Here is a 24,447-nt window from a genome sequence, read left to right as displayed (position 1 = left end):
GTTGATTTAGGTAACCAATAGGTTAGTGAACATTTATTAGGAGGTACTTGTATTGCTAGAAATTGAAGAAGTAAGGGAAAAAATTAAACATTTAGACGAATCATCTGCTAAAACTCTCTTAATGATAATTTATACAAGATTTGTTACTGCATTCACTGGAACGGGTGGGGATGAATTTATCAAACAAACTGCAAAGGATTTATTTGATATGTATTCGAATCTTCCAGATAGTAATAAATTTAAAATTTAATAAATTCTTATTCAACTAACGTATGCGTTAGTTCAATAGCTTGAGTTACTTCGGCAACTCTTTTTCTATTTATGGTATTGTAGTAACTACTAGAGTACTCATTTTATAGTAGCAATTAAACCAATCGAAAATTTTCCGAAGTTTATAAATATAGCCATGTGATTTCGGAGGTAGTAATATAGATATACTTTTTAAGTTTACCAATCTCATTTATATGGTATAATTTAACAAATAAATGTTTACTAGAGGTGAATTAAATGTCTGATTGGGCTGCAAGAAATCCGTATTTAGATAGTAATGATAAAGAGACTTGTAATTTTTGTGGTTGTGTTTACCGAGTAGAAGTAACCCAACAAGCAGGTCATAATGAACTAGAGGAATATTATTGTCCAGATTGTCAGAAGGAATACAAAACAAGAGCATCAATCTCTCCAAGAGTTACTAAAATCAGCGATCGAAATGACGGAAGAACTGTTAAGTATCAAAACGCTTAATTCTATGAATAAACAAAAAAGAGCCGAAATCTTATATTTAGGTTGAACAGGTAAAACACCTGAAATTAAAGGAACCACACAAGTTAGATATATCTAATATGTGTGGTTCCTTTAATTTAGTCTCTTATAAATATTGTTTTTTTGAGCTAATAAAGATTTTCTAATTAGACAATCTTGAGAAAATCTTATACAACTAATGCATGCTATAGCTTAATAAAGGTTATCGCTTTTTTTATGTCGAAGTTGATATATGATAATAATAAGATAATTATTACAACAAATAGATTAGTACTAAGATTGTTTCAAAAGTCAGATGCAGCAGCTGTTACTAAGCTTTGTAATAATTACAATATCTATAAAAATACTCTTTATCTACCTTTCTCATACTCGATCCAAGATGCTATCTTGAATTGATAATCACATTGAAAATTTTAATAGTAATAAGTCATTGAATTCCTGTAACAGATAAAGAAACAGGAGAATTATTTGGAGCAATTTCGTTATCTAATAACCAAAAGTTTAATTATGGTGAAATTGCTTATTGGATTGATGAAGAGTTTTGGGGTTGTGGATATGCAACAGAAGCAGCTCAAGCTATATTACGATTTGCATTTGTTGAAAAGCAATATCATAAAGTATTTGCTCGTTATTTTAATACAAATCCTGTTTCGGGAAGGGGAATACAAAAAATTGGCATGAAAAAAGAAGGAAAATTAATCGATCATGTTAAGAAAGAAAATCAATTAATAATATCTAGATTACATTTTTTAAATGAGTCTCAATTTTCTAAAGATAAATACAAATATAAAACATCATGCTATTATGAAATTAGGAATATTTGGAAATTATTTTGAATGGAGAATTTTTATGAGTGAAGATAAATTTTACGAAATATTTGAAGAATTAATTGGGCAACATCTGAGGAATTCAATTATCTTTAAACATGAGCCAAAAAAGGGGACACATACATACGAACCTTTTAGACATCATTTCGATACTGAATCTGAAAAACGACTTGGAAACTTTATGAGGAAGTATATATTTTATTATGCATATTCTGAAACAGAAGTTATAAAGGCTTACGAAAAAGGGAGATTAAATGATTTAGAAAAAGCTGCTACAATTGCTCTAGATACTAGGCTTCCAAAAAGAAAAGGCGCGGGCAATGGCTTGTATAGCGAATTACTGCTTGATTTATTAATTACCATGTTTAGTAATAATGTAAATAAGCTTGCTACTAGAGCAGTTTATAGACAGGATACAGATAACCAAGAACTGAAGGGGTATGACGGTTTACATATTTCTGTTGATGAAGATGATAACAAGTTCCTTTGGCTAGGTCAAGCAAAAATGGGATCTAGATCATATTGTGTTACAGATATTAAGAAGGATTTAACAGATAAAGCGAATATGTTATATACTGCCAAACAATTATTCTTTGTTTCTGATAAGGAGACAAAAACATTACCAAAGGCAATAGATGTTCTAGAGAAAATCAATCAAGTATACTGGGACAATGAGGATCTATCTCCAGAAACTAGAGCAGACTCATTAAGTGAGTTTTTTAAAAATGAACGAATTAAAATTGTATTCCCGTGTTTACTAGCATACGGAATGCCAAGTTTCTACGAAGTAGAAGGAAATCTTGAATCAGAACTGGAAACTGAACTAGAAAAAATTATTGACCAATTTGATGAAAAATTTGAAACGTTATTGCAAAATGAATATGAAATTTTAGTATGGTTTATTCCGATTAGGGATTTAAAAGCATTAAGAGAAAGTATGGGGCTATTAGATGAACATTAATAGAGAGCTTGTTAAAGCAATAAATAATTATGATGAATCCAAAGAAAGGTTTGAGGATTTAAGAAACCTTATTTGTAAAATATCAGATGAGAAATTAGGTTTTGATGATCAATTAACGAAAGAATTATTATATATGGCATCACAAAAATTAAGGACATTTGGATATAACATATTAAATGAACTTGATTTACCTGATGAATTAACTGAAAATAATGTTTCATATATTTATAGAAATGAAGCTATTAATGAATTTTATACTAGTGAAACTGGAATACAATTAGATAAATTTCAAAAAGAAATTATTGATACATATCAAAATATAGAAAGTAAGAAAATGTTTGTAAGTGCACCGACATCATTTGGAAAGACATTTCTAATTAGAGAGATTATTTTTCGAAATAAAGAAAGGTATAGTAACATATTATTAATTTTTCCAACAATCTCTTTGTTAAATGAGAACGTGGATAATTTTCAAGAGTTTGTTAGAAAATATGATTTACATTACAAAGTAATTAGTAATACACATATGGAAATCCAAAGTGGTAACAATATTTTTATTTTGACGCCAGAGAGAGTCCTAAAAATTATGAATGATTTCCCAGAAATTGAGTTTGATTTCTTTTTTATGGATGAAATCTATAAAATTGATAATTTTTTTGAAACTAATGATGAAGATGAAACTTATGCAGAAGATGAAAGGGATAAGGTTTTTAGAATCGTTCTATATTTACTATCAAAGTCTGTAAAAGAGTTTTATTTAGCGGGACCATATATTAACTTAGAAAATTTAGGGGGAGGTCTTGTAAATTTTTTAAATAAAAATGAAGTTACGCCATTTCAAATTGATACTGAATTTGTAAATAAAATTCATATTAAATCATGGAGTAGCCAAATTTACCTTGAAGATAATATTAAAATAAAGTATGGTAATGCAAAAACGAAAATTGAGAAACTATTAACAATAATTCAGCTAATTGAGGAAAGGAATTATGGCGCAACAATTGTTTATGCTGAATCTAAACAAAAAGTCACTAGTCTTGCTCGTGAATGTCTAATCTTATTCGAACCAATAGAGAATCAATCGTTAGAGTTAAAAATGTTTGTAGATCACCTTTCAAAAAGGTATTCTGTTTTATTCAAGAATAAACCAACCCACGTATACTGGACAATAATAGAATTACTTAAAAGAGGAATTGGGGTACACCACGGGGCATTTCCTAAATATATTCAAAATGCAATACTGGAGTTTTTTAATGGAGGAGAATTAAAGACTCTATTCTCGACAACTTCAATCACTGAAGGTGTTAACACGAAAGCAAAGAATATTATTTTTTATGGTACAAGTAAGGGACGAAAGACACTTAAGACTTTTGACATTAAAAATATAAATGGACGTGCAGGGAGATATTATCACCATTTTGTTGGAAGAATATTCTACCTTGAAAAAGAGGTATATGACAAATTACAAGAGCAAGGTGAAAAATTAGACTTTGTTACTTTTGGTGAAGATGAGATTTCAAACATCGATTTAGATAATGCTGATGAACAGGATTTATCTGAAAAAAATATTCAAAAGAAAATTCAAAGGGAAGAATTGATTAAAGAGTATAATATTGACAGCTCTGTGTTCGTTAAGAATAGACTAGTAGATAAATTGAATCAAATTAATTTAATCCAATATCTAGAGAATAAAAGTACAAGAGAACTAAAGAGTTTGGTATTAGAATGTTCTAATATTGGAGAATTTTTAAGAAAAGGTACATTATATAAGATTTTAGGTGCTTTCAAAGAGATTGGAATGTTAGATGATTATGAAGTTAAAAAATTTGGGAAAGTTGCATCTGATTATGCTAAATCTAATGGATTAATAAGGTTAATTATGTATCATCTAAATGAGTATAAAGATTTTGAAACTTTGGAGAACTCAATTGTTGATAAAATATACATTGATGTGTTTTCTAATATTAGAAATATAATTGAGTATAAAGTCCCGAAATTTTTATCGATTTTTAGTAATATTCTAAAGTATGTTTGTTCATTACCAACTAAAAATATAAATACAGAATCAATTGCATTTGAATCAATTATACGTTTTTTTGAGTTAGGTGTTAGATCTAAACTTGGTTTATATTTAGCAGAACAAGGTTTCCCAATTCCAACAATAAGAAATTTAGAAACTAAATTATGGAATATAATGGATGCGGAACTACCTGCGATCTATAATAATTGGCAAATCTTAAGTTCAGAATTTAATGAAGAGCTTGATGAATTTGAGTATTTGTTATTAACCAAAATTATTAATAAAAATTTATAAATAAAAAAGTTTAAGAATAAATGAGGCAGAGTATAGAAGCCAATAGGAAATGTAATCTGTATAAGATTTGGCATTAAATATTACATAAATTCAAGTTCATAGAGAGAAACGTTGCTGAGCTTTGTAACAGAAAAGTTATAATAGTAGAAATAATTAGGAAAATTGTGATAAAATTCCCATATATGTTAAAATATGGGGGTTTTTTTGTGAGCGAAAAAATTAATGCTAACCAATTAAGAATAAAAAGAGTGGTTGAAAGCAATCCAAGGGATAACAATGATACACGTAGTGAATTTCACAGGGATTATGGACGTTTAATACATTCTCCTTCATTTAGAAGGTTGCAAGGGAAATCACAAGTTTTTGGAGCAGGTTCTGGTGATTATTATAGAACTCGATTAACTCATACATTAGAGGTAGCCCAAATAGCAAGACAAATAGCTTATAGGCTAAATGTTTCAGATACTTGTAGTAAACTCCCAGACAATCCAGGATTAAAAATTGATCCACTTGTAGTTGAATGTGCTGCTTTGGCTCATGATTTAGGACATCCACCATTTGGTCATAAAGGCGAACATGATTTGAATGAATTTCTAAAGCCTAAAAATGATTCCGAAGAACAAACTGAATTTTATGAAGGAAATGCTCAAAATTTCAGAATATTAATGTATCTTGAAGAAAGGTATGGAGACTTTGCTGGTCTAAACCTAACTCATGCGGTATTACTGGGAATTAATAAGTATCCATATTATATAAATGAATCTAAAAATGGTAAAGGACTTTATACTTTAGAATGGAATACCATTGAAAGTATAAGAAATGCATGGGAAATTCCAAAGGATAAAGCAACTTTGGAAGCTCAGCTTATGGATATATCTGATGACATTGCATACTCCACACATGATATTGAGGATGGTATGAAGGCAGGTAAAATTCGAATTACTTCTGAATTCTTAAAAGAAACAGAATGGCTTAAATCATCCTTAATAAGAGAAGTTGAAAATGCCAAGAGGAAAGACCCTGGAATTTGGGAAGACATTTCAATTGAAGAAGAAATTAATAAAGTAATGGCTCAATATTTAAAGGTTTGGAATAAAATATTGAAAAAATGCAATAATAACGAATCAATTGCCCGTCAAGAATTAAAGGGACATTATGTTAATATTTTTGCTAATCGAGTTGGAATAATTGAAGACGGTAATTGGTATAAAATTTCATTGGTAAAAGAAGAAAATCCTCAAGAGGTAGATTCAGAATTATGGAGATTTATGATTATTTTAAAAAAGTTAGCTTGGGTTACTTTAGTTGAAGACATAAGAGTACAACGTCTCCAAAAAAGAGGTGAGGTAATAATAAAAGGATTATTAGAAGTTTTTAAAAAGCCAGAAGATGGAATAAAAATTATGCCAAGAGAATGGGTTAATAAGTGGGATACAATGAAACAACATGATATTTCGTGGGAAAGATTTGTAGTTGATTATATGTCGGGAATGACAGATTCTTATGCGGATAAGTTGTATGGGGAGTTGTTTGGAAGTAGAATTGGAAACATTTATGGGGAATAAAATTAACAAGTGGAAATTCGGTTTGTCTGTCATATAAATGTAGTCATTTAATAAGAAAAATGTAAAAAGAGCTTGAATAATTTCAAGCTCTTTTAGTACGTGAATAAAGATAATTGAATTTTTGCTACAACAATTCAGCAGTAGAAAATAAGAAAATCGGTGTCAAAACAGTATTCGACGGTTAATAATTGCGTTTTTTTATTAATTAAATGAATAGGTGTACTTAAGAATAAGAATCAAATAACAAAAGTAGTTGTTTAAAATACGGGAGCGTGTAGCTAAATTAATTAGATATGAAATTTTCATATTAACCTAACTCATGCGTAGCTTACATAAAGTGGCAGATTATTTAGTTGTTTTTTATTGAACTAAAATTGTCAGTTTATTTACAAAGACAATTTATAAAATTACTGTTTTACTTAAAAGAGATAATTTTAAGTGAATAATCAATCGTAAGATAAATCAAAAAAAGGATAAGTAATTATCCTCTTTTATTGTTTAGCTTTTATCTTTAAATAACAACGTTGAATTATATTTTAGATTTATGAACTATATTACAGTTCTTCCTCCTGAAACAAAGGAGCATTGAAGATCCTTTTTTAAACTAAAATATTCTACATAATATATGGTACATTTTAATATATTTTATTTTTAAAAGATTTTTCATATTAAGTCTTAAAAGTCACATCCGATTTTTCAGGGTGACCAGAAAAATATTAACAAACTGATATGTGTTTCGGTTTGTTTGCAAATAGACTAGAGCATTGAAATGACATCAACTATTGAAATCATAGAAATAGTACGAATAGAGTCATATTTATCTACAAAGTTAATAGAAGCGTTTATCTGATCAACATTTTTGATTTTTCCTATTTCGGTTTCGATACTACCTTTAACCCAATAAACTAACGATACATCATTTTTTCTTTCGACTGCTTCAACAAGAATATAATTGATACGTTCCTGCTCATCGTCATTTAATATTGGATGAGCTACCTTTTTTTGATTATCGATAATTTCAGCAATCCCTTTAAACTGCTGTGGAATCGATACAAAAGGTTGCCATTTAATAATTCCTCGACCCATTCGATCTTGTGTCATGCGAAATGACCTCCAATTTTCTTATTATTACCTCTAATAGTACTGAAATCTGTAAAACTGCATGCTCTCAACAAACTATTTTTTCCATATTTTCTTCTTATTGAATCCATCACAACTGATAAATTTTGCTCCTTTTGCTTTTTAATTGGATTAGTAAAAAATGAAATTTGTTCTGAGTCAGTTTTTACAAAGTTCTTTAAAGCGATCGATATAGTCCTTACAGGTTCTTGATTATAATTTTCTTCTAGAATTTTAAGACAAACTTGATAAAAGTCTTTTGTTAAATTTGTTGGTTCATCAATGGTGACACTTTTAGAAAATCCGCCAATGCCAGAACTATAACCAATCCCAAAATGAATAGTTCTTGATTGATTGTATTGATTTCTTAATCGAAAACAAACTTCCTCAAGTTGTTCTAGTATTAAAGTTTTAATTTCATGTGAATGATAGTCTCTTAATAGAACTTGGCTTTTGCCAATTGACTTATCTTTCGGTTTGTAGTCTTTCATTTCACCAATTCGAGAGTAATCAATTCCATTAGAATGAAGATGTAATTCTGTACCTATCACATTCCCAAATTGTTTGATTAAAACTTCTTTCGGGTATCGTGCCAACTCACCAATAGTAGTTATGCCTAATCTGTTTAACTTCTGTTCAGTTTTCTTAGCAATGCCCCAGAATTTACTTAAGGGAGTAATATTCCACATTTTGGTAGGGACATCAACATAGGTCCACTGTGATATACCACTCGGATGTTTTTTACTTTCTATATCCATACAGATTTTTGCGAGTAACAAGTTACTACCAATTCCAATAGAACTCGAAATGCCAAAATGATCGTAAATATCCTGTTGGATTTTAAAAGCTAGATCCACAGGGGATAGCTTATGAAGTTTTTGATAACCTTTCATTGAAAAAGCAAATTCATCAATTGAATATTGCATGAAGTCGATAGGAGCGACGTATTTAGTAAGCATAAGTTCAGTAATTTTATTTGAAATATTTACATACAAACTCATAGATGGATTGACAATATAAATGTCATTTTGTTTAGGTATTTCGAAAAGTCGATTTCCTGTTTTAATTCCTAATTTCTTCATTTCAGGTGTAGCTGCTAAGACTACTGAACCATCTCTATTTGTATCACCAACGACTGCCAATTTAACTTTAAGTGGATCTAATCCCATTAATATACAACTAACTGAAGCGAAGAATGACTTCATATCAACAAAATAAACCAAGTCTTCAGGAAAAGTTGAATAATCGTACATAATAAGTACCTCCAATTAACAGAATGTACGTTCTCGTTTTTATTTATATCTTTATTTATTATACACAAACATCTGTTCTTGTATACGATAATTTATTAAAAGTGAGAACTTTTGTTCTGGTTTTTTAAGAGGTCTGAGGTACAATAGATAAAAACTTTAAATAATGACTTTGTTTAAGAACAAGCCTGATATTTCTTGTTGAACTAAATGACAGTATAGTTGAACAAGAATAATCGTAATGGATATTTCCAAAACTAAAAATTAGAGTTTAATATAAGCTAGGAGGTTACCATTTGGTTATTTTGAGAACAGGTAATTTTTATGATGATACAACTTGTCATGTAAGAAATGGCTTTTTAATATTTATAGTTGTAGGAAAATCACTATTATGAGGAAATATAATTTTGTTATTCTATTCCTCATAGGATATTTAATTAATTCATTCAGCCAAATAGCTGAAGCAAAGAATAATATCAATCAAAGGGTTCCTTTTTTGGAACAATTAATGTCGCACTCATTAAAGCATGAAGAGGTTCAATACATTAAAATTAAAAATGATTCTGGGCAAGAGCGTTTATTCAGTATTAACGATGGTTTTCAAGAACTTGTAGTCAGAAAAGTGGTACACTGGCTTAATAACTCTAGCCGAGTAAATGGAACAATCGAGGTATCTTTAGATAATCCATCCAATAAATTGACGTTAAAAATGGCAAACGATGAAGTGATTACCATTGAACCCGCTTATACGTGTGTAATTGACAATAAACGCAAAACCTGCACGGCTAAAGATGGAGAATTAATTGTTTCGGAAAATAACCAAAAAATGCGATTAAAGTCACAAACTCTTTATGATTGGCTTGTAGTAGGGTGGAGAAAAGAATTGGACGGACTAACTAAAGAAGAGTTGCTTGAAGAGGCATTGTATACACGGTATTTAAATTATTTGGGTCCATCTTATTCTGATTTTTTTATGTGTCCAAAAATCAGAATTGAACCTATTGATGGGGACCCCAGGAGACATATCATTTTTGCGAGTGCTTTAAACTATTCAGGACACCACGGTGGAGATTATGATAAACTTACTTTTTCTGTAAGGGATTCTAACATAACAGGGCTACAAGTGACAAATTTAAAAATTGAGAAACATATTTCGCAAGAAGATAGCAATAAACAATGCCAAAAGTTCGATTAAATATATCATATACGGAAGGGGCGTTTCTTAGTGGAAGGCTTCTTTTTTTGTATGGCAAATCAAAGTGATAATTAATTTTTGAAGCATTGTACTTCAAATAAAGCTAGCGTTATCTTAACCAAAAAAGGAGCTGTTGAAAATTCAGCTCTTTTTCACTTTCTGACATTAGAGCTTAAAAAGGACTTAATATAAGAATGTAGAATTTGATAGTATACACAATTATACTAACGAGAATTCGGGATTGAAACTATGTTTCGAATTAGGTTATTCATAGAATGCAACACCTAAGGAGATGCATTATTTAAAAGCATGAATTCATAAAAATAAAAAACAAAAAATCAATCTAAATCGACTTTCTGTGAAAATGGTATACATATTTTACTATCTTAAAATAAACGTGAAAAGGAGATATTATGGCAAGATGTCAAAATTGCGATTATAAATGGAGTAAGAAATCTTTGTGGAAGCTTTCTTACTCAAGGGAAGGTGTGAATTGCTCCAATTGTGATCAAAAACAATATATCTCTTTTGATACACAGGTTTTTATAACCTTGGGATCTCTATCTTCTATATTTGGTGTTTTTATTATTCTTCTATTTCCTTCGTATGTAAATCTGAGTAGTAAAAACACAGGAAATTGGTGGAGCTAAATACAAATGGTTATGGAAAGATAGATGATTAAAGTATCTAATAAGATAACTATTAATGGTAAATGAAAATATACACAATTTAAAGGAAGTTTAGAGAAAAATACCATGGAGGAAACTAAGTGACCCTAAAGCTATCTAAAGTTAAATTGAGCTTAGCAAGAGAATATTTAATGACTAAAGGTAGAGATTTAGAAAAAGAACTATATAAATACCATTTTGAAAACGGGAGTAAAAAATCTGTAATTATGAACTTGAAAAGTATCAAGGAGAAAATGGTGGATTCAAAAATTTAGGTGAAGGTGAAAGGTTATTTGAAAATGCTATGGATACCAATATGGCGTTTCAAATCCTACATGATATTAACGCAAGAAGCAATGAGGAAATTGTTCGTAAAGGTATAAATTATATAATGAACTCCTATGATAAAGATCTCAAATATTGGTATCCAAATCAAAAAGATTCGCCTGTTGAATTTTATTTGATAACAGATAAGTGGGCGAATCCATGTGCAGAGTTAATTGCTTATTTACATGAATATCAGGAACTTGTTCCTACTCGTTTTCTCGCTGAAGTGACAGAACAGGCTATGAAAAAACTACCATTGCTTAATAAGGATGGTTGGTTTGCTACACTTTGTTTTCTTCGATTAGCTGAACGAGTTGAAGATTCATTACGTGAAAAAATAGTAGAAAAAGTTGAAACCAATATATTTGACATAATCGAAACAAGGAAAGAGATTTGGTCAAAAGACTATTGCGCAAAACCTTATTGGTATGCTCCCTCACCCCGAAGTCCACTATATTCTCTCCTTATGGAACATACTATACCTTGTCTAGCGAATGAGATACTTTCCCAAGAAGACGAGGGTAATTTTATCTTAAACTGGGAAGCTGATACAGGGGAGAAGGAATGGAAAAGTATTATTACAATGGAAGTATTACGTACTTTAAGGAATTATGACATGATTTCTTTATAAGGAGAGTTCGGTTTGTATAATAAAATTCTGATAAATCAATTCGAGAAAGGTAAAGCATTTATTAAGATGAACGGTCGGAAATTAGAAAGCGCTAGGTTTGACTTTGAGTTTGAGAATGGTGATAAAGAATCAGTGTTGAACGAATTAAAAAAGTATCAGAATGAAGATGGTGGTTTTGGTAAAGCCATAGAACCAGATTTTTTGTTACCAAATTCTTCTCCAATGGGGACGTGGGTTGCAGGACAAATCTTGATGGAAATCGATTTGGATGCAGATCATCAAATGGTAAAACAAATGATTGAATATCTTGTTCAAACAAATGATAGGGAATCAGGTATGTGGGATTCAGTGTTAGAAGATACAAATGACTATCCACATGCTCCTTGGTGGCATTGGACGGAGGGTGTGCAAGAAAATTGGATGTTTAATCCTGGGGTAGAACTAGCTGCTTTCTTAGTTCATTGGTCGACTGTGAAAAGTGGGTCTGCGGAAATTGGATGGCATTCAATTGAAAATGCAGTTAAACATTTAATGCAAAAAAATGAAATGGATCGACATGAAATAAATAATTATCAACAATTTATAAAAATAATCGAACCGTATAAAGAACTGCTAGAACTTAGAACACAACGCTCTTTAGAAAGTATTTCTACTAAAATACTAGATTTAGCAGAAAAATGCATAGCTAAAGACGTTTCTAATTGGGGAACAGGGTATAAACCTCTACCATTAGACTTTATTGATCATCCCAGCCATCCACTAAGCGAAAGATTTGGTCATTTAATCGAAAAAAATTTAGATTTTTATGTACAACAAATTAATAAGGATGGAGTTTGGGACATTTCATGGAGTTGGGGAAGTTACCCTAAACACTTTGAAATCGCAAGGCAACAATGGATGGGAGTTCTTGCAGCAAATAGGTATAAACAATTTAAAGCATTTGGCTACTTGTAAATATATCTGTAACAAGAGCAAATTTCCAAGGTACTTAACGTCTAGTTAAGTGCTTTTTTCTTTCAGCGTAGCATAAATAAGATTTGTGTATTAGCAGCGATCATATAAAAAAACTTCATATAAAGGAGCGGATATAAATGAGGAAACTTTCCGTGAGTGAGCTACTTAAAATCAAAGAACCTGCTGATCGAGTACAGATGTCAGTGTCTCCTAATGGAGAGTGGCTTGCTTTTTGTTTGAATGGTAAAGCTCATTGTCATGTGACCAGTGGCGTATCGCAAGTAGTAGATGGGAATTCACAATGGGTATGTAATCTAATTACAGGTGAAACATTTCAGATAACAAATAAAGCGAAAAGTAGTTGGGGTGGAGTATGGTCACCAAATGGAGAAACTCTAGCATTCTATGCAGATATTAATAACAATGCCCAAGTTTGGTTATGGGCACCTTCTGATAAAACTTTGAAACTCGCATCAGAAGTTATTGTTCGACCATTCTTTGGCTTCGAAAAACCTATTTGGGCGAATGATGGAAAGTGCATTATTGTAAAATCGATTCCATTAAAAGAAGTTGATAATTCATATTTCTATTCATCTAAGTTCTCGAAGGATATACAAACTAGTAAAAGTGACGTACAACCTAAAGTATTTAAAACGAATCAAGAAAAAACAGCTCAGCAAGGAAATCATAATTGGATAAATCGCTATCATTCAAATATCTCAATTATTGATATTCAAACAGGGCAAAGTAACATTCTTTTTCATGATGTATTTCCAGTTGGAATGGCATTATCAAAAAGTGAGAAATATCTTGCTTTTACAAATTGTTTAGGGACCCAGAATATCCATTCTCAACAATTAATCTATGATTTATGTATTACATCAATTGAACAGAAGAATGAGCTTGTTCATCTTGAAAAAAATATCAAAATGGAATATGGATTAAGTTTTTCGTGGGAACAGTCCAGGGATTCATTAATCTACACTTCGATTGGAGAAATATTAGGTGGTGAGGTATTATCAATTGATATTGAGTCATCTGAAAAAGTAAAATGTTTCAGTGCCCAACCTACTATTTTATTAGGGAGAGAATATGATGGACCTACAACATTACTTAATGGTGATCTGTTACTAATCGTAAAAGGATGCCTATGGCGTTTCGGAAAATACAAAAGAGACATTATAAATGAGATTAAGATTGATGGTCGTGATATCTTAGCTGTCATGCCAGATTCAGACCAAGCAAATCAAGTCGTTGTTCAAACAATCGATAAGATGTATGCAATCTATGGATTTTATAAAGTAAATTACATAACGGGAGCATGCATGAAATTAGTCGAAGAGCCAAGTGCACATTTACCTTGGTTCGAAGGAGGAGCCGTATATAAGAACACCAATAAATCAGAAATAGTTGCTTTCTTCTCTCAATCCGCAAATGAACCTCCTAGTATTAAAATATTGGATGTAAAAACTCAACAAATTCGTCTCAGTTCAAAATTAAGTACGATTGATACGACTAAATTTGGCGAGTCAGAACTTATTTTTTGGAAGCATGGAGATCGATTATTAAGAGGTGCACTATTACTTCCAAAGAAACGAACGGGTAAGGTTCCAGTAATTATGCGAGTCTATGGGGGATCGATGCAATCTGAAAATAGTAGGAAATTCGGAATGAGTTCAAATCTTGCGGATAACCATCAACTTCTTGTCTCAAAAGGATATGCCATATTTTTACCAGACTTGCCAATGAATCGAAACAGTCATGAACCAGCTACAGAAATTACTCATGCAATTGAAAGTGCATTGGATGAACTCGTGAAGCACCCAGCAATTGATCCTGACAGAATTGGAATCATTGGTCACTCATTCGGAGGATATTCCGCTCTCGTAGCAATCACCCGCATTCATCAGTTTAAAGCGGCTGTTATTTCTGGTGGGGTGGGAAGCTTAATCAGCATGTACACAAAGTTTGACTATCCAAATTATAATTACGGATGGATTGAAGATGGTCAACCTAATTTGGCAGTGACTTTATGGGAGAATAAGGAACGATATATTCGGAATTCACCTTTTTTTGAATTACACAATATTCATGCACCAGTATTAATTGTACAGGGAACAAAAGACCACATTTGTAAAGATGAAGCTGGACCAATATTTTCATCGCTTAATCGATTAGGAAAAATAGCGGAAATGGTTCTTTATGATGAGGATCACTGGCAAGGAACATGGCGTGAAAAGAACTTAATTGATTATTATGAAAGAGTAGTAAAATGGTTTGATACTTATGTTTAAGATAAAAACGAAGAAAGTGCCTAGGAAATTTTATTTTTCTAGGCACTTTCTTGTAGATCTAAGATTTCTAAATTAATAGCTTTATTGAAAACGTTGAAGTGATAAATGGAGATATGGTTGAAAAAGCGTTAATCTGTTTGTAAAATCCATTAGAAAATAGAAAATTAAAAAAGGATACATCTTTAATGAAAATTACTCAACAAACAATTGATTATGTGAAAAGAAACATTAGTGTGATTAAGTAGATAAAATAATAGAATATTTACTTTAGATCATATTTTAGTATCAACGTATGAGAATAGTTCCTTCTACTTATACAATTGGAAGAAGTCTTCCAAATGATGTGTTTTTAGTTGAAGGGAAGGATGTTGTATCAATTTGAGGGAATAAGATTAGAGTATGATTAAAAACTGGAGGTTTATATGAAGAGAATTTTCATGCTATTATGTTGTACGCTAATTTTATTCGGATGTTCAATGAAAACGAAAACAGAAAGTAAAAATCCTCAAACTGTTGCACTTGTTGGGAAAACAGATATCGACACGATTATATACACAGCAGATGAAGACCATAATCGCATTGAAACATTTGAAAAGGGATTCGAAGGAAAGAAAGAGCAATCAGGAGATATTGTAATGCCAAGTTCTGATATAACTTTGTGGTTTATCAATGATGAGGGTAAAAAAGATGAATACAATGTTAATTACAAGCAAAACCTTGTATCTGGGATAGGAGGAAAAATTTACAAACTTGATTCAAAGACAATCCAATTACTTCAAGAACAGTTTATGAATTAAATTTATATAGGGCTAACTCTTAGATATAGGCAATGAATTCCTAAAAGTTTGGAGAAGGCTAAGAATTATTATAAACAAAAAGACAGTAAACCAAAATAATAAACGAAATTAGGTACTCAATAACGATGATTTCATAGGAGAATAGTATGTTAAAGTCTAAAATACGAATTGCTTTTCTCGTAATAATACTTTGCTCTGTCCTCTTTATTTTCTTAAAACCATCTACGCAAGTATATGGGAACAGTGAAAGAGGTATAATGCAAGCTATTCAATCAACAAATGGATATGAAGACAAAGACGCAATTGAAATCTTAAAAATTTTTGATACAAAAAATGATCGGACAGTTGCATTCTTATACAACAATCAACCTGCATACATTCATTTCTATAAAAATAAAGATGGCAATTATAAATGGACAAATATTGAAAGTTATGCAGAGGAGCCTCTTTCGATGTTTTTAGTTCAATTAGGAAAGGATTTAAACTTGAAACACATGCTAGTCGTTTCAAATAGTGAAAATCCCGTATCCAAAATGAAAATAAAAGTTATAGGAGAATCAACTAAAGAAATCGTATTTGTCTTACATCCAAAATCAGCAGTATTAATGAAATTAGAAGATATGCCAAAAGCCAAAGACAACAAATTTGAGTATGAATATGAGTATTTTGATAAAGACGGTAATAAGATAACAGAAAATGACTTAATGAATTAATACATATTGTTGAACAGTGCAGACACTTTCGTAGATTGTTAATCAGACTAAGAAATCAATTGATAGAATTTATCCAAATGAATAAAGATGAATGCACATTGAAAATTAAAGAGTTAGCGGATTAGTTGTTCAAAGAAATTAATATTGGTATCGAATAATCTTGTTAAGATAAATTTTTAAGGAGAGCGGAAATGAGTAATTTTAGCTTAATTAATATATTAATAGTTTTAGCAGTAATATTTTTAATAGGTTTTGCGCTATTAAAGGTTGTAAAGAAAAGCATGGTTTTTAAAAATAGGCTGTTTATTTTTATAGCTGTCTTATTAATAATTTTTTTAGGTTTTAATTTATTTGAAAGATTTTGTGTAGAGCATTTGTCATTAAAAGAAGCTAAAAATTTTGCCGTTCAACATAAATTGCAATCTCCAGAAATTGAAAATGTTGGAAATAAAACAATATTATTTTATGAAAATAAAAATATATATGGATACTATGAATTAACAAAGATATTCGGGAAAGTTTATGAAGGTGGTTCGTTTAAATCCTCATTAAATTCTGATAATACTGTCACAACTTTTGGAGAAATGGACAATCAACAGAATTTTTCTGGAGTAGTTATTGATAATCTCTCTCTATTAAAACAAGGAAATAAGCTAGTGATTGTAGATAGTAAAGGTAAGAAATTTATAAAGGATATTGAAATAAATAAAAAAGTATATTTTTTTAATAGAGTGAATGAAATTGAGAAAGTTAAAATTCAAGATAAGGATAATAAAGTAATTTTTTAGATACATAATGCAACTAAGAATGTGTTAGTTGAAGATGAGGGGTACCTAGTCGGTACTCTTTTTTATTGAAAGTAAAAGACAGGAAAGTTCAATAAAATAAGTTTGAAATTCTATAGCGGAATTTCCTCAAAAAAATGTGAGAAAAAAATATTTTATATACGTTGTATTAAGTGTAAAGCCTTTTACAAAAAAATAAAGGAATGGTTAAATGAAGTCTAATGATAAAAATTTTATAAAGCGATTACAACGACAAAAAGAAGATGCATTAGAATTTATTGTTGATCAATATTTGCCATTAATTAAGGGGGTAACACATCAGGTTCTCTCTCCCATTAGAAACGATGGGATCATGGAAGAATGTATTAATGATATTTTTCTTTCAATCTGGAATAATTCCAAAAAATTTAATGGTAATTCAACGGATTTCAAGAAATGGATTTGTGTGATTGCTAAGTTTAAGGCGATTGATTATTACAGAAAGTTTATTAAAAATGTAGAATTCACATCTGCTTACATGGATTTGAATGCTGAAAAGTCAGTAGAGGATGAACTAATTTATTTGGAAAATAAAATAGAACTTATCGAGTTAATCAATCAATTAGAGCCAGTCGATCGGGATATTTTTATTATGAAATTCTTTTTAGGATTAAAAACGGAAGTTATTGCTACAAAGCTCGGTCTAACTAAAGCTTCAATAGATAATCGGATTTATAGAGGAAAGAAGAAACTTTCAAAAAAAGCTACGAATCTTAATCTAGGAGGTAGTTTAATATGAAAGATATATATGCATTATTGAATGAGCTTGACATAGATTTAAATGAATTTGAGGAAATGGAAGTAAATGAATTAGAAAGTGCTAAAGTAAAAAGAACTTTAAAACAATCAATTAAAAAGAAGAAAAAAATAAAAGGTTGGAAAAAGTTTGTTTTAGCTTGTAGTGTATTTTTAGTAATGGGTATCAGTTTAATGAATGTCCCACCTGTTAAAGCATCAATAAAAGCAGCATTAAATTTATTAATTGCTGATAAATTCGAGAAAATGGACAATCTTCCATCTAATAGTGTCATTATGGCAGTTGAAAAATATAAGAATGGTGATGTCTTTACTACATATATTTCAGGGAAAAAAGAAAGGGACGAAAGTCAAAATGGCAACTATTTAATTTCAGATGGTAAAATCATTGTTTCATATGATAAGGAAGCAGATATTTTCTTAATTGAAAAAAATGATGAAAAAAACAGCCTAAACTTTGAAAAGACATTCTTTTCTGAACTTGATCCTTCCAAAATAAAAGATCTAGGAACTGACATATTTTTTAATCGGTCTGTAAATAAATATTTGGTTCAATTATCAGATACTGAAAAAATGGAACTATGGTTTGATAATGAAACTGAATTCCTTGTAAGAGAAATTGAAATTCATCCTAATTATACTCGAGTAGAAAATTCTAAATTATTGAAATTAGAATTTAATGCACATATATCTCAAAGTATTTTTGATATGAATGCTCCTAAAGGAGCACATGTAATTAATGCTAGTAACCCGAAATCAATGTCTAAAGAACAGAAAAAAGAATATGAATTGTATATGGAAAAATCAGAAAGTAATCCGAAATTTGAAGATGAATAAAGAATGTATTTTAATCTTGTGATGAACCCAGTTCGTATTGAACTAACACATGATTTAGTTGTAAAACATGATCGGCTATTTAGTCATTATTTTTATTATGGCAGCATAGTTCAATAAGACATTTAGGATTCATTATGATAAATTATTTTATGAACCGTTTACATAATTTAACGCTTCTTCTTACAGAAAAGAATTTAAAATAGGGGTTGAAGGTAATGGAGAAAACTTGTGGGCAATGTGCTAAAAACATAGGAATGTCAAAAGAAGAACGTATGAAACTAGCTGACTCACGTATTAACAAACAGATATACATCTGTCCAAATTGCAATAAAGAGCACAGTTATATAAGTGCAGTAAAAATAGCTGTTCAAGTAAATAATAGTTCGAAACAAGTAATTGAAAAGAAAAAATCCACAAAGAAAAAGAAAGTGGAATCAGAACAATTTACTTTATTTGAGATTTAATATTTGAGCTTTAATATAGTTTTTTCTAAATCAACTTTCGAATGCGATACTTTAATAGAAAATCGCTTTTTCTTATTCAACATAATGGCAGATTAGCTTAAAAAGGAATGTTATTATTGGAGTAGATGAGAATGCTTTTAAAAGGAGTTTTTATGGATATAAAAGAGTTCAAAAAATTCGTAGATGAAGTTCTTCTAGCCAACGGGATGAAAAAAAGAAGAAGTAATTATTACTTTGACAATGAAGATATTATTTCTGTTTTAGGTTTACAAAAAACTAGCTACACAAACGGATATTATCTTAACTTGAGCTATGTTATTAAAGATTTGAACACTAAGGAAATCTCTAATTACACTAATGGTAATATACGTCTTAGTTTCAAATTTAAATATAATAGAAAGTTAACAGATCTTATCGAAATTCATAATGTGGAAAAAGAACTATTAATTGAGCAATTTGATAAGAATATTAACAAATACATACTTTCGATAAAGAGCATATCGGATTTACAAAAGTTACTTAAAAAAGAACCTGAACTCTTATTTCATACTACACTTGAAACAAAAAAATTCCTTGATATTGATTAATTCTTATTCAATTAACGCTTGCTTTGTTGAGCAATCAATAAGCTGTTTCGATAGCTTTTTTCTATCTCAAGTAAACGAAAAGATAGTTTTAGGAAAATTAATGATCTGAAATAAAAATAAGCACCCTTCAATTGAATGGTGCTTTTAAACTTATTTATTTTGTTAAGATGGACGTATCGTGAGTGGAATCTTTGCAACTAGTCAATACATAGTTCAATTCGGTCTCTACAATGGTTTTGCAAATTGTTGCATAAATTTTTTTATCTCCGAAATTGTCTCTTCTTGTGTCAACAGTCGAGTAAATCTCTTTTCCGTTATAGTGTAAATCATGTAAAATTGGGTCGCCTTCAGTAGTGTAATGAACCACTCTAACTTGGTCGGGTTCCCCTTTCTTAACATGGTCTAAAAATGTTAGAAACTTTGACTTATTCTTCACTTCTCCATGGGTATCTATTACATCATCAACTGCTGGCTTATAATCAGGAAGGGTTTGTGCAGAATTCGATTTGTGTGTACCATTACAAGCAGCTAACCCCAAACATAGAATAAAACCATTCATTCCCATCATTAGTTTTCTTTTCATTTTTTTTTATCAGCCCTTCATCTAGTAAATTAATTATAAATTCTAGAATTTAGATAATTTCCCTTTATTTATCTAAAACTATGAAAAACTCTCTGTATATCGTGATCCTTGTTTAACTATAAAAAGGTTATATTCCCTTAGCTACAGCATTCTAAAGTATATAAATAATTTTGCTTAATAAAATGGTCTATATTGGGGGTTCATTTAATTGACTTGTAAAGAGTAGTTCTAAAAGACAATTCAATAGTTGTTATGATTATGGTAAAATTTAGTAAAAATTAAAGTCAGTAAATTTTCAAACATTCAATTATTGATTATTTGTAAAAATGATTGAGGTAATAGATTTCTGGGAAAAGAAAGGGGAAATTAATGAATAATAGAAGTAGTTTAATCTTCTTAATAATAGTCATTTCACTGATTTTGGCTAGTTGCCAAAAGGATAGTAATTCAATGCAAACAGGTAAAGTTATTAAGGAAAATTTCAAACCAATTAGTAAGTCACCTGGTGTAAATACAGTCTACAATCTTTCATTAAAAATGAAAAAAGATGAAACGTTTGATGTACAAGCTTTCATTGATATTACAAACACTTCGAAAGACAAATTGAATTCTGTTGAACTATATTTTATACCAAACATGTTTACAAAAGAAAACTCACCCACACTCCAACATCCGTCAAAAATCCGCATACAAAGTATTCGTGTAAATGATATTCATTCACCATACAACCTTGTTGAAGATCAATTAACTATTCCATTAAAAACAACTTTAGAGCCTGATCAAACAACTAGTATATCAATCTCTTATTCATTTACCTTACCTGACAATGGTTTTCGATTTACGAAACAAAGTGATAACTTTTATCTAGCACAATGGTACCCTATGGTTCCGACTTACATAGAAGGGAAAGGATGGAATAAACTTCCTTACCAGTTCAAGGGCGAATCATATCATACAGCTTTCAGTAACTTTAACCTAAAATATGAAGTGCCAAATGAATACACCGTTATCACAACTAGTGACCAAGATGAACTTTCAAGCAAACCTTCGAATCAATTAAGTGTCCAAAATGTAAAAGAAGTCTTTGTTGGAATCCTAAAAAAGCCAAACGTAATTAGTAAAAAAGTTGGTAAGATTGATATTAGATTATTAAATTTTAATGAAAGTGATCAGCAGGTTGCTCTGGATACGGCAACTAAATCATTGGTATACTTTCAATCAATAATAGGTCCCTATCCATTTAAACAATTGGATATCATTGCAAGCGATGCTGGGATGGAGTATCCAGGGGTTGTAACTGTTGATTCAACTGGTAGAAGTATTAATACAAGAAGTATGATTGTTCATGAAATCGCCCATCAATGGTTTTATGGAGTAATCAGCAATGATCCCTATCATGATGCATGGTTAGATGAAGGGTTTGCATCATTTGCAACTAGTTTATTTTTAGCAGGAAAAAAGGAAATTCCCAATTATAAGCTGCCTATTAAGTTAGAACCAAAACCTTCTAATCTATCAATTGATCAATATATGCCTATGAAATACTCCAGTTATGTGTATGGTCAGTCTGCCCATGAATTATTGAAAATATTTAATGCACACGGTGGTCGTAAAACAATGGAAAGGTTTTTAAAAGAGTATTTTGCTTACTATCAATATAAAGAGGTGGATACAAAAGAATTTCTGAGGTTTATGAAATACGAACTGAGAATAAAAGAAGATAAAATATTTGAAAAATGGTTGAATGTTGCCGAAAGCTAACCAGTAGTGGTTGGTCCAATCTTAACAATCCACCGTTTACAACGATGATTAGAAGAAGTTTATGAATTTCTAATAAAACAACTATAACTACATTTTCAAATATCATCTGCGAAGGTTAATTTTCGATTTAGAGTTAACTATCAAGTATTTGTTGAAAATAGTTCGATTTACTTTATGGATTAATCTTTATTGATTTAAATGAGTATAGTTTAACAAGTAAAGGATTAATTGAGTATTAAATTGAATTTAATTAAGATGAGTAGAATTACTTTAAAAGTAATCTATATCATGAGAAATGGAAATTTAACAGCTGGTAACGGATAAAATTTTTTAATCGAGATTATGTTTCACTGTATTATTTTAGCTACTTAAAAGTAATATTTTGCAGATGTAAATACTATGTTTTTATCTAAAGTTCGAGAGTCATAGTATATGACTCTTTTTTTTGTAGATTGTTCTTAATTACATGATAACAAGCAATTTACCTTACATTATTTGGAAAGTAAGCAACAATTTCATGAGAAACATTAAAAAAATTTAAAAAAGTATGTAACTTTTCATTCACTCAAACGTGTTTTATATGAAGGGGGGAAGAGATGGAGAACGAGACATTAGAAGAAATTTATGAAGCATATGCCAAGGAAGTATCACGTTATTTGTTTTCCATTTCATTAGATTATGAAATTACTGAAGAAGTAGTTCAAGAAACATTTTTTCGGGCATTTTTACAAATTGAGAAACTGAGAAGTGAACAAATGAAACCTTGGCTATTTAAAGTAGCGTACAATTTATTTATTGATAAGAAGAGGAAAGAGAAAAGACTTATACATAAAGATCTTGATTCTTATGATGTTGCTAATAATTCTTTAACGATTGAAGAGCAATTGTTAATGAAAGAACGACTTCAATCGATACTTATTAATATAAGAGAACTGCCAGAAAAACAAAAAAATGCATTATTACTGGTATCTATTCATCATTTTACATATGAACAAACTGCACAAGTAATGGGGATTTCTGAATCGAATGTCAAAATTTTAATTTTTCGTGCTAGACAAACTTTAAGAAATAATGAGAGAGGTAATGGTAATGGATGAGAATTTTAGAGAAAAGTTAGAGGCTTATACGAATGGGAAACTCTCTGAAAGTGAAAAAATTCAATTAGAAAATGAACTTGATAAATTGGAAATATATCAATCTTATTTAGATGAAATCATGCAAGGGGATGATAGCACTAAACAAAAGAAAAATAATATTAATGAAAAGGCTTTAATCAAGAAAGGGATATGGAAAGCTCGTATACAAAATGCATTAACCGCACTCTCCATTTTGTTACTTGTTGGTTGCGCATGTTGGTCGGTAACAACGATATTTTACTCTTGGGGTGAACCCGATCGTGCTTCAAATTATTCTGAAATTATTCGAACCTCAGTAGAAGCGACACATCCAAATGTTTCAGTTAATGATAGTGTTCAAAGTGGCATTTTAAAGCTTTATATCGACGGAGAACTTATTAAGCAACTTGGAGATGGGCAAAAGAATATTGGAGAATTAAAATCATCGTTTTTCTTCGGTTTACCAACCATAAATATTTCAAAAAAGGAACAATCTTATCCATTTTTTAGCTATCCAGAACAACAAAAGAGCATTCAAATAGAAGATGGTTTTAAAAGGTTAACTAAATTGCCAGAAGGAACAGTATCAGAACTTTATATATCATTTTCTGACTACTTAACCACAAATGCTGTTTTAAAATTGCTTGAGGAAAAAAACTTGCTACCTGTTTGGTTTGCAGTAGATACTGGTATTGACAAAAATAACATTGAACAAGTTGAACCTTCACTTGGATTTCCGTACTCTGGATTTAATTTGCAAAAGAATGAAAAAGTAATCTCAAAAGAAAAAAAGGGAAATGGTTTTGTGACCACTGAAATTACAGGTTCAGTAAATTTAGGGTTTGAATCATATGGTGATGCTCCGAAAAGAAATAAAGAATTTTTGGATGTGTTAGATTTAATGAATTCAAATACTTTAATCTCTCAAAATGTAACATCTTTTTCTAAACAGAGATTGCTAGAAAAAACAAACTACATCAAAAGAAATGGTGTGAGGATCTATGGAGCTGTAGTCACTGGTCCAACAAAAGAACTTTTAAAATTACAAAAAGAAAAATGGGTAGGAAAAGCAAGTGTAGGGGAAGTTGATTTTTGGAATTGGAATGAATCAAAATAAAAAATACTTATGAAACGTAACAAATA

General features: G+C 30.2%; 24 protein-coding genes. 21 read left to right on the top strand and 3 right to left on the bottom strand.

Features of this window, described 5'->3' with window-relative positions; genetic code table 11:
• Window positions 1-52 precede the first annotated feature (52 nt).
• From V5E38_RS10760 to V5E38_RS10735, 6 genes are all read left to right on the top strand, one after another.
• Window positions 53-250: a hypothetical protein gene (locus V5E38_RS10760; RefSeq protein ID WP_499213279.1), complete on the top strand. Its 198-nt coding sequence runs from the start codon at window positions 53-55 to the stop codon at window positions 248-250.
• Window positions 251-507: 257 nt separating this feature from the next.
• A complete protein-coding gene (locus V5E38_RS10755) occupies window positions 508-744 on the top strand; it encodes an RING finger protein (RefSeq protein ID WP_499213278.1) in 237 nt (78 codons plus the stop codon).
• A gap of 452 nt (window positions 745-1,196) precedes the next feature.
• Window positions 1,197-1,598 (top strand): GNAT family N-acetyltransferase, encoded by a 402-nt coding sequence (locus V5E38_RS10750; protein ID WP_499213565.1) that lies wholly within the window; start codon window positions 1,197-1,199, stop codon window positions 1,596-1,598.
• Window positions 1,599-1,611: 13 nt separating this feature from the next.
• The gene (locus tag V5E38_RS10745) at window positions 1,612-2,550 is read left to right on the top strand and encodes a Hachiman antiphage defense system protein HamA (RefSeq protein WP_499213277.1); all 939 of its coding nucleotides are present in this window, start codon (window positions 1,612-1,614) and stop codon (window positions 2,548-2,550) included.
• Window positions 2,540-4,864 carry a DEAD/DEAH box helicase gene (locus V5E38_RS10740; RefSeq protein ID WP_499213276.1) on the top strand — a complete coding sequence of 775 codons (2,325 nt, stop codon included), beginning with the start codon at window positions 2,540-2,542 and terminating at the stop codon, window positions 4,862-4,864. Before V5E38_RS10745 ends, V5E38_RS10740 begins: the two co-directional genes overlap by 11 nt.
• 164 nt (window positions 4,865-5,028) lie before the next feature.
• Window positions 5,029-6,429 carry a deoxyguanosinetriphosphate triphosphohydrolase family protein gene (locus V5E38_RS10735; RefSeq protein ID WP_499213275.1) on the top strand — a complete coding sequence of 467 codons (1,401 nt, stop codon included), beginning with the start codon at window positions 5,029-5,031 and terminating at the stop codon, window positions 6,427-6,429.
• Between the two features lie 756 nt (window positions 6,430-7,185).
• Here the strand turns inward: V5E38_RS10735 and V5E38_RS10730 are convergent.
• A complete protein-coding gene (locus V5E38_RS10730) occupies window positions 7,186-7,530 on the bottom strand; it encodes a YolD-like family protein (RefSeq protein WP_499213274.1) in 345 nt (114 codons plus the stop codon).
• Window positions 7,527-8,801, bottom strand: coding sequence for a Y-family DNA polymerase (locus tag V5E38_RS10725; RefSeq protein ID WP_499213273.1), 1,275 nt, complete (start codon window positions 8,799-8,801; stop codon window positions 7,527-7,529). Before V5E38_RS10725 ends, V5E38_RS10730 begins: the two co-directional genes overlap by 4 nt.
• A gap of 388 nt (window positions 8,802-9,189) precedes the next feature.
• Here V5E38_RS10725 and V5E38_RS10720 point away from each other — a divergent pair, with 388 nt between their 5' ends.
• From V5E38_RS10720 to V5E38_RS10665, 12 genes are all read left to right on the top strand, one after another.
• A complete protein-coding gene (locus tag V5E38_RS10720; protein WP_499213272.1) occupies window positions 9,190-9,993 on the top strand; it encodes a hypothetical protein in 804 nt (267 codons plus the stop codon).
• A gap of 769 nt (window positions 9,994-10,762) precedes the next feature.
• The gene (locus tag V5E38_RS10715) at window positions 10,763-10,936 is read left to right on the top strand and encodes a hypothetical protein (protein ID WP_499213271.1); all 174 of its coding nucleotides are present in this window, start codon (window positions 10,763-10,765) and stop codon (window positions 10,934-10,936) included.
• A gap of 41 nt (window positions 10,937-10,977) precedes the next feature.
• Window positions 10,978-11,619: a hypothetical protein gene (locus tag V5E38_RS10710; RefSeq protein WP_499213270.1), complete on the top strand. Its 642-nt coding sequence runs from the start codon at window positions 10,978-10,980 to the stop codon at window positions 11,617-11,619.
• Between the two features lie 12 nt (window positions 11,620-11,631).
• Window positions 11,632-12,573 (top strand): hypothetical protein, encoded by a 942-nt coding sequence (locus V5E38_RS10705; RefSeq protein ID WP_235832975.1) that lies wholly within the window; start codon window positions 11,632-11,634, stop codon window positions 12,571-12,573.
• A 137-nt stretch (window positions 12,574-12,710) separates the two neighbouring features.
• Window positions 12,711-14,867 carry a S9 family peptidase gene (locus tag V5E38_RS10700; protein WP_499213269.1) on the top strand — a complete coding sequence of 719 codons (2,157 nt, stop codon included), beginning with the start codon at window positions 12,711-12,713 and terminating at the stop codon, window positions 14,865-14,867.
• Between the two features lie 422 nt (window positions 14,868-15,289).
• Window positions 15,290-15,664: a hypothetical protein gene (locus tag V5E38_RS10695; protein WP_129692244.1), complete on the top strand. Its 375-nt coding sequence runs from the start codon at window positions 15,290-15,292 to the stop codon at window positions 15,662-15,664.
• A 146-nt stretch (window positions 15,665-15,810) separates the two neighbouring features.
• Window positions 15,811-16,377 carry a hypothetical protein gene (locus V5E38_RS10690; protein WP_499213268.1) on the top strand — a complete coding sequence of 189 codons (567 nt, stop codon included), beginning with the start codon at window positions 15,811-15,813 and terminating at the stop codon, window positions 16,375-16,377.
• Window positions 16,378-16,568: 191 nt separating this feature from the next.
• A complete protein-coding gene (locus V5E38_RS10685; RefSeq protein WP_499213267.1) occupies window positions 16,569-17,165 on the top strand; it encodes a hypothetical protein in 597 nt (198 codons plus the stop codon).
• 208 nt (window positions 17,166-17,373) lie between these two features.
• Complete coding sequence (locus V5E38_RS10680) at window positions 17,374-17,940, top strand: sigma-70 family RNA polymerase sigma factor (protein ID WP_499213266.1); 567 nt, start codon at window positions 17,374-17,376, stop codon at window positions 17,938-17,940.
• On the top strand, window positions 17,937-18,794 hold the full coding sequence (locus V5E38_RS10675) for a LolA family protein (protein WP_499213265.1): 858 nt from the start codon (window positions 17,937-17,939) through the stop codon (window positions 18,792-18,794). The genes V5E38_RS10680 and V5E38_RS10675 overlap by 4 nt, the downstream gene beginning before the upstream one ends.
• A gap of 215 nt (window positions 18,795-19,009) precedes the next feature.
• The gene (locus tag V5E38_RS10670; RefSeq protein ID WP_098948406.1) at window positions 19,010-19,258 is read left to right on the top strand and encodes a hypothetical protein; all 249 of its coding nucleotides are present in this window, start codon (window positions 19,010-19,012) and stop codon (window positions 19,256-19,258) included.
• 131 nt (window positions 19,259-19,389) lie between these two features.
• Window positions 19,390-19,845, top strand: a complete 456-nt coding sequence (locus V5E38_RS10665) for a DUF4304 domain-containing protein (protein ID WP_165347235.1) — start codon at window positions 19,390-19,392, stop codon at window positions 19,843-19,845.
• 154 nt (window positions 19,846-19,999) lie between these two features.
• On the opposite strand, the gene V5E38_RS10660 is transcribed toward V5E38_RS10665, so the two are convergent.
• A complete protein-coding gene (locus tag V5E38_RS10660; RefSeq protein ID WP_129692252.1) occupies window positions 20,000-20,428 on the bottom strand; it encodes a DUF4362 domain-containing protein in 429 nt (142 codons plus the stop codon).
• Window positions 20,429-20,797: 369 nt separating this feature from the next.
• Here V5E38_RS10660 and V5E38_RS10655 point away from each other — a divergent pair, with 369 nt between their 5' ends.
• From V5E38_RS10655 to V5E38_RS10645, 3 genes are all read left to right on the top strand, one after another.
• On the top strand, window positions 20,798-22,189 hold the full coding sequence (locus tag V5E38_RS10655) for a M1 family metallopeptidase (protein WP_499213264.1): 1,392 nt from the start codon (window positions 20,798-20,800) through the stop codon (window positions 22,187-22,189).
• Window positions 22,190-22,785: 596 nt separating this feature from the next.
• Window positions 22,786-23,286, top strand: coding sequence for an RNA polymerase sigma factor (locus V5E38_RS10650; RefSeq protein ID WP_129692254.1), 501 nt, complete (start codon window positions 22,786-22,788; stop codon window positions 23,284-23,286).
• Complete coding sequence (locus tag V5E38_RS10645) at window positions 23,279-24,421, top strand: anti-sigma factor (RefSeq protein ID WP_499213263.1); 1,143 nt, start codon at window positions 23,279-23,281, stop codon at window positions 24,419-24,421. Before V5E38_RS10650 ends, V5E38_RS10645 begins: the two co-directional genes overlap by 8 nt.
• Window positions 24,422-24,447 lie beyond the last annotated feature (26 nt).

It is taken from the genome of Rossellomorea sp. GAMAL-10_SWC (assembly GCF_049568075.1).
In the GTDB taxonomy this organism is placed as follows: Bacteria; Bacillota; Bacilli; order Bacillales; family Bacillaceae_G; genus Gottfriedia.
Note: the sequence above shows the minus strand (reverse complement) of the source record. Positions and strands in the feature narration are given on the sequence as shown.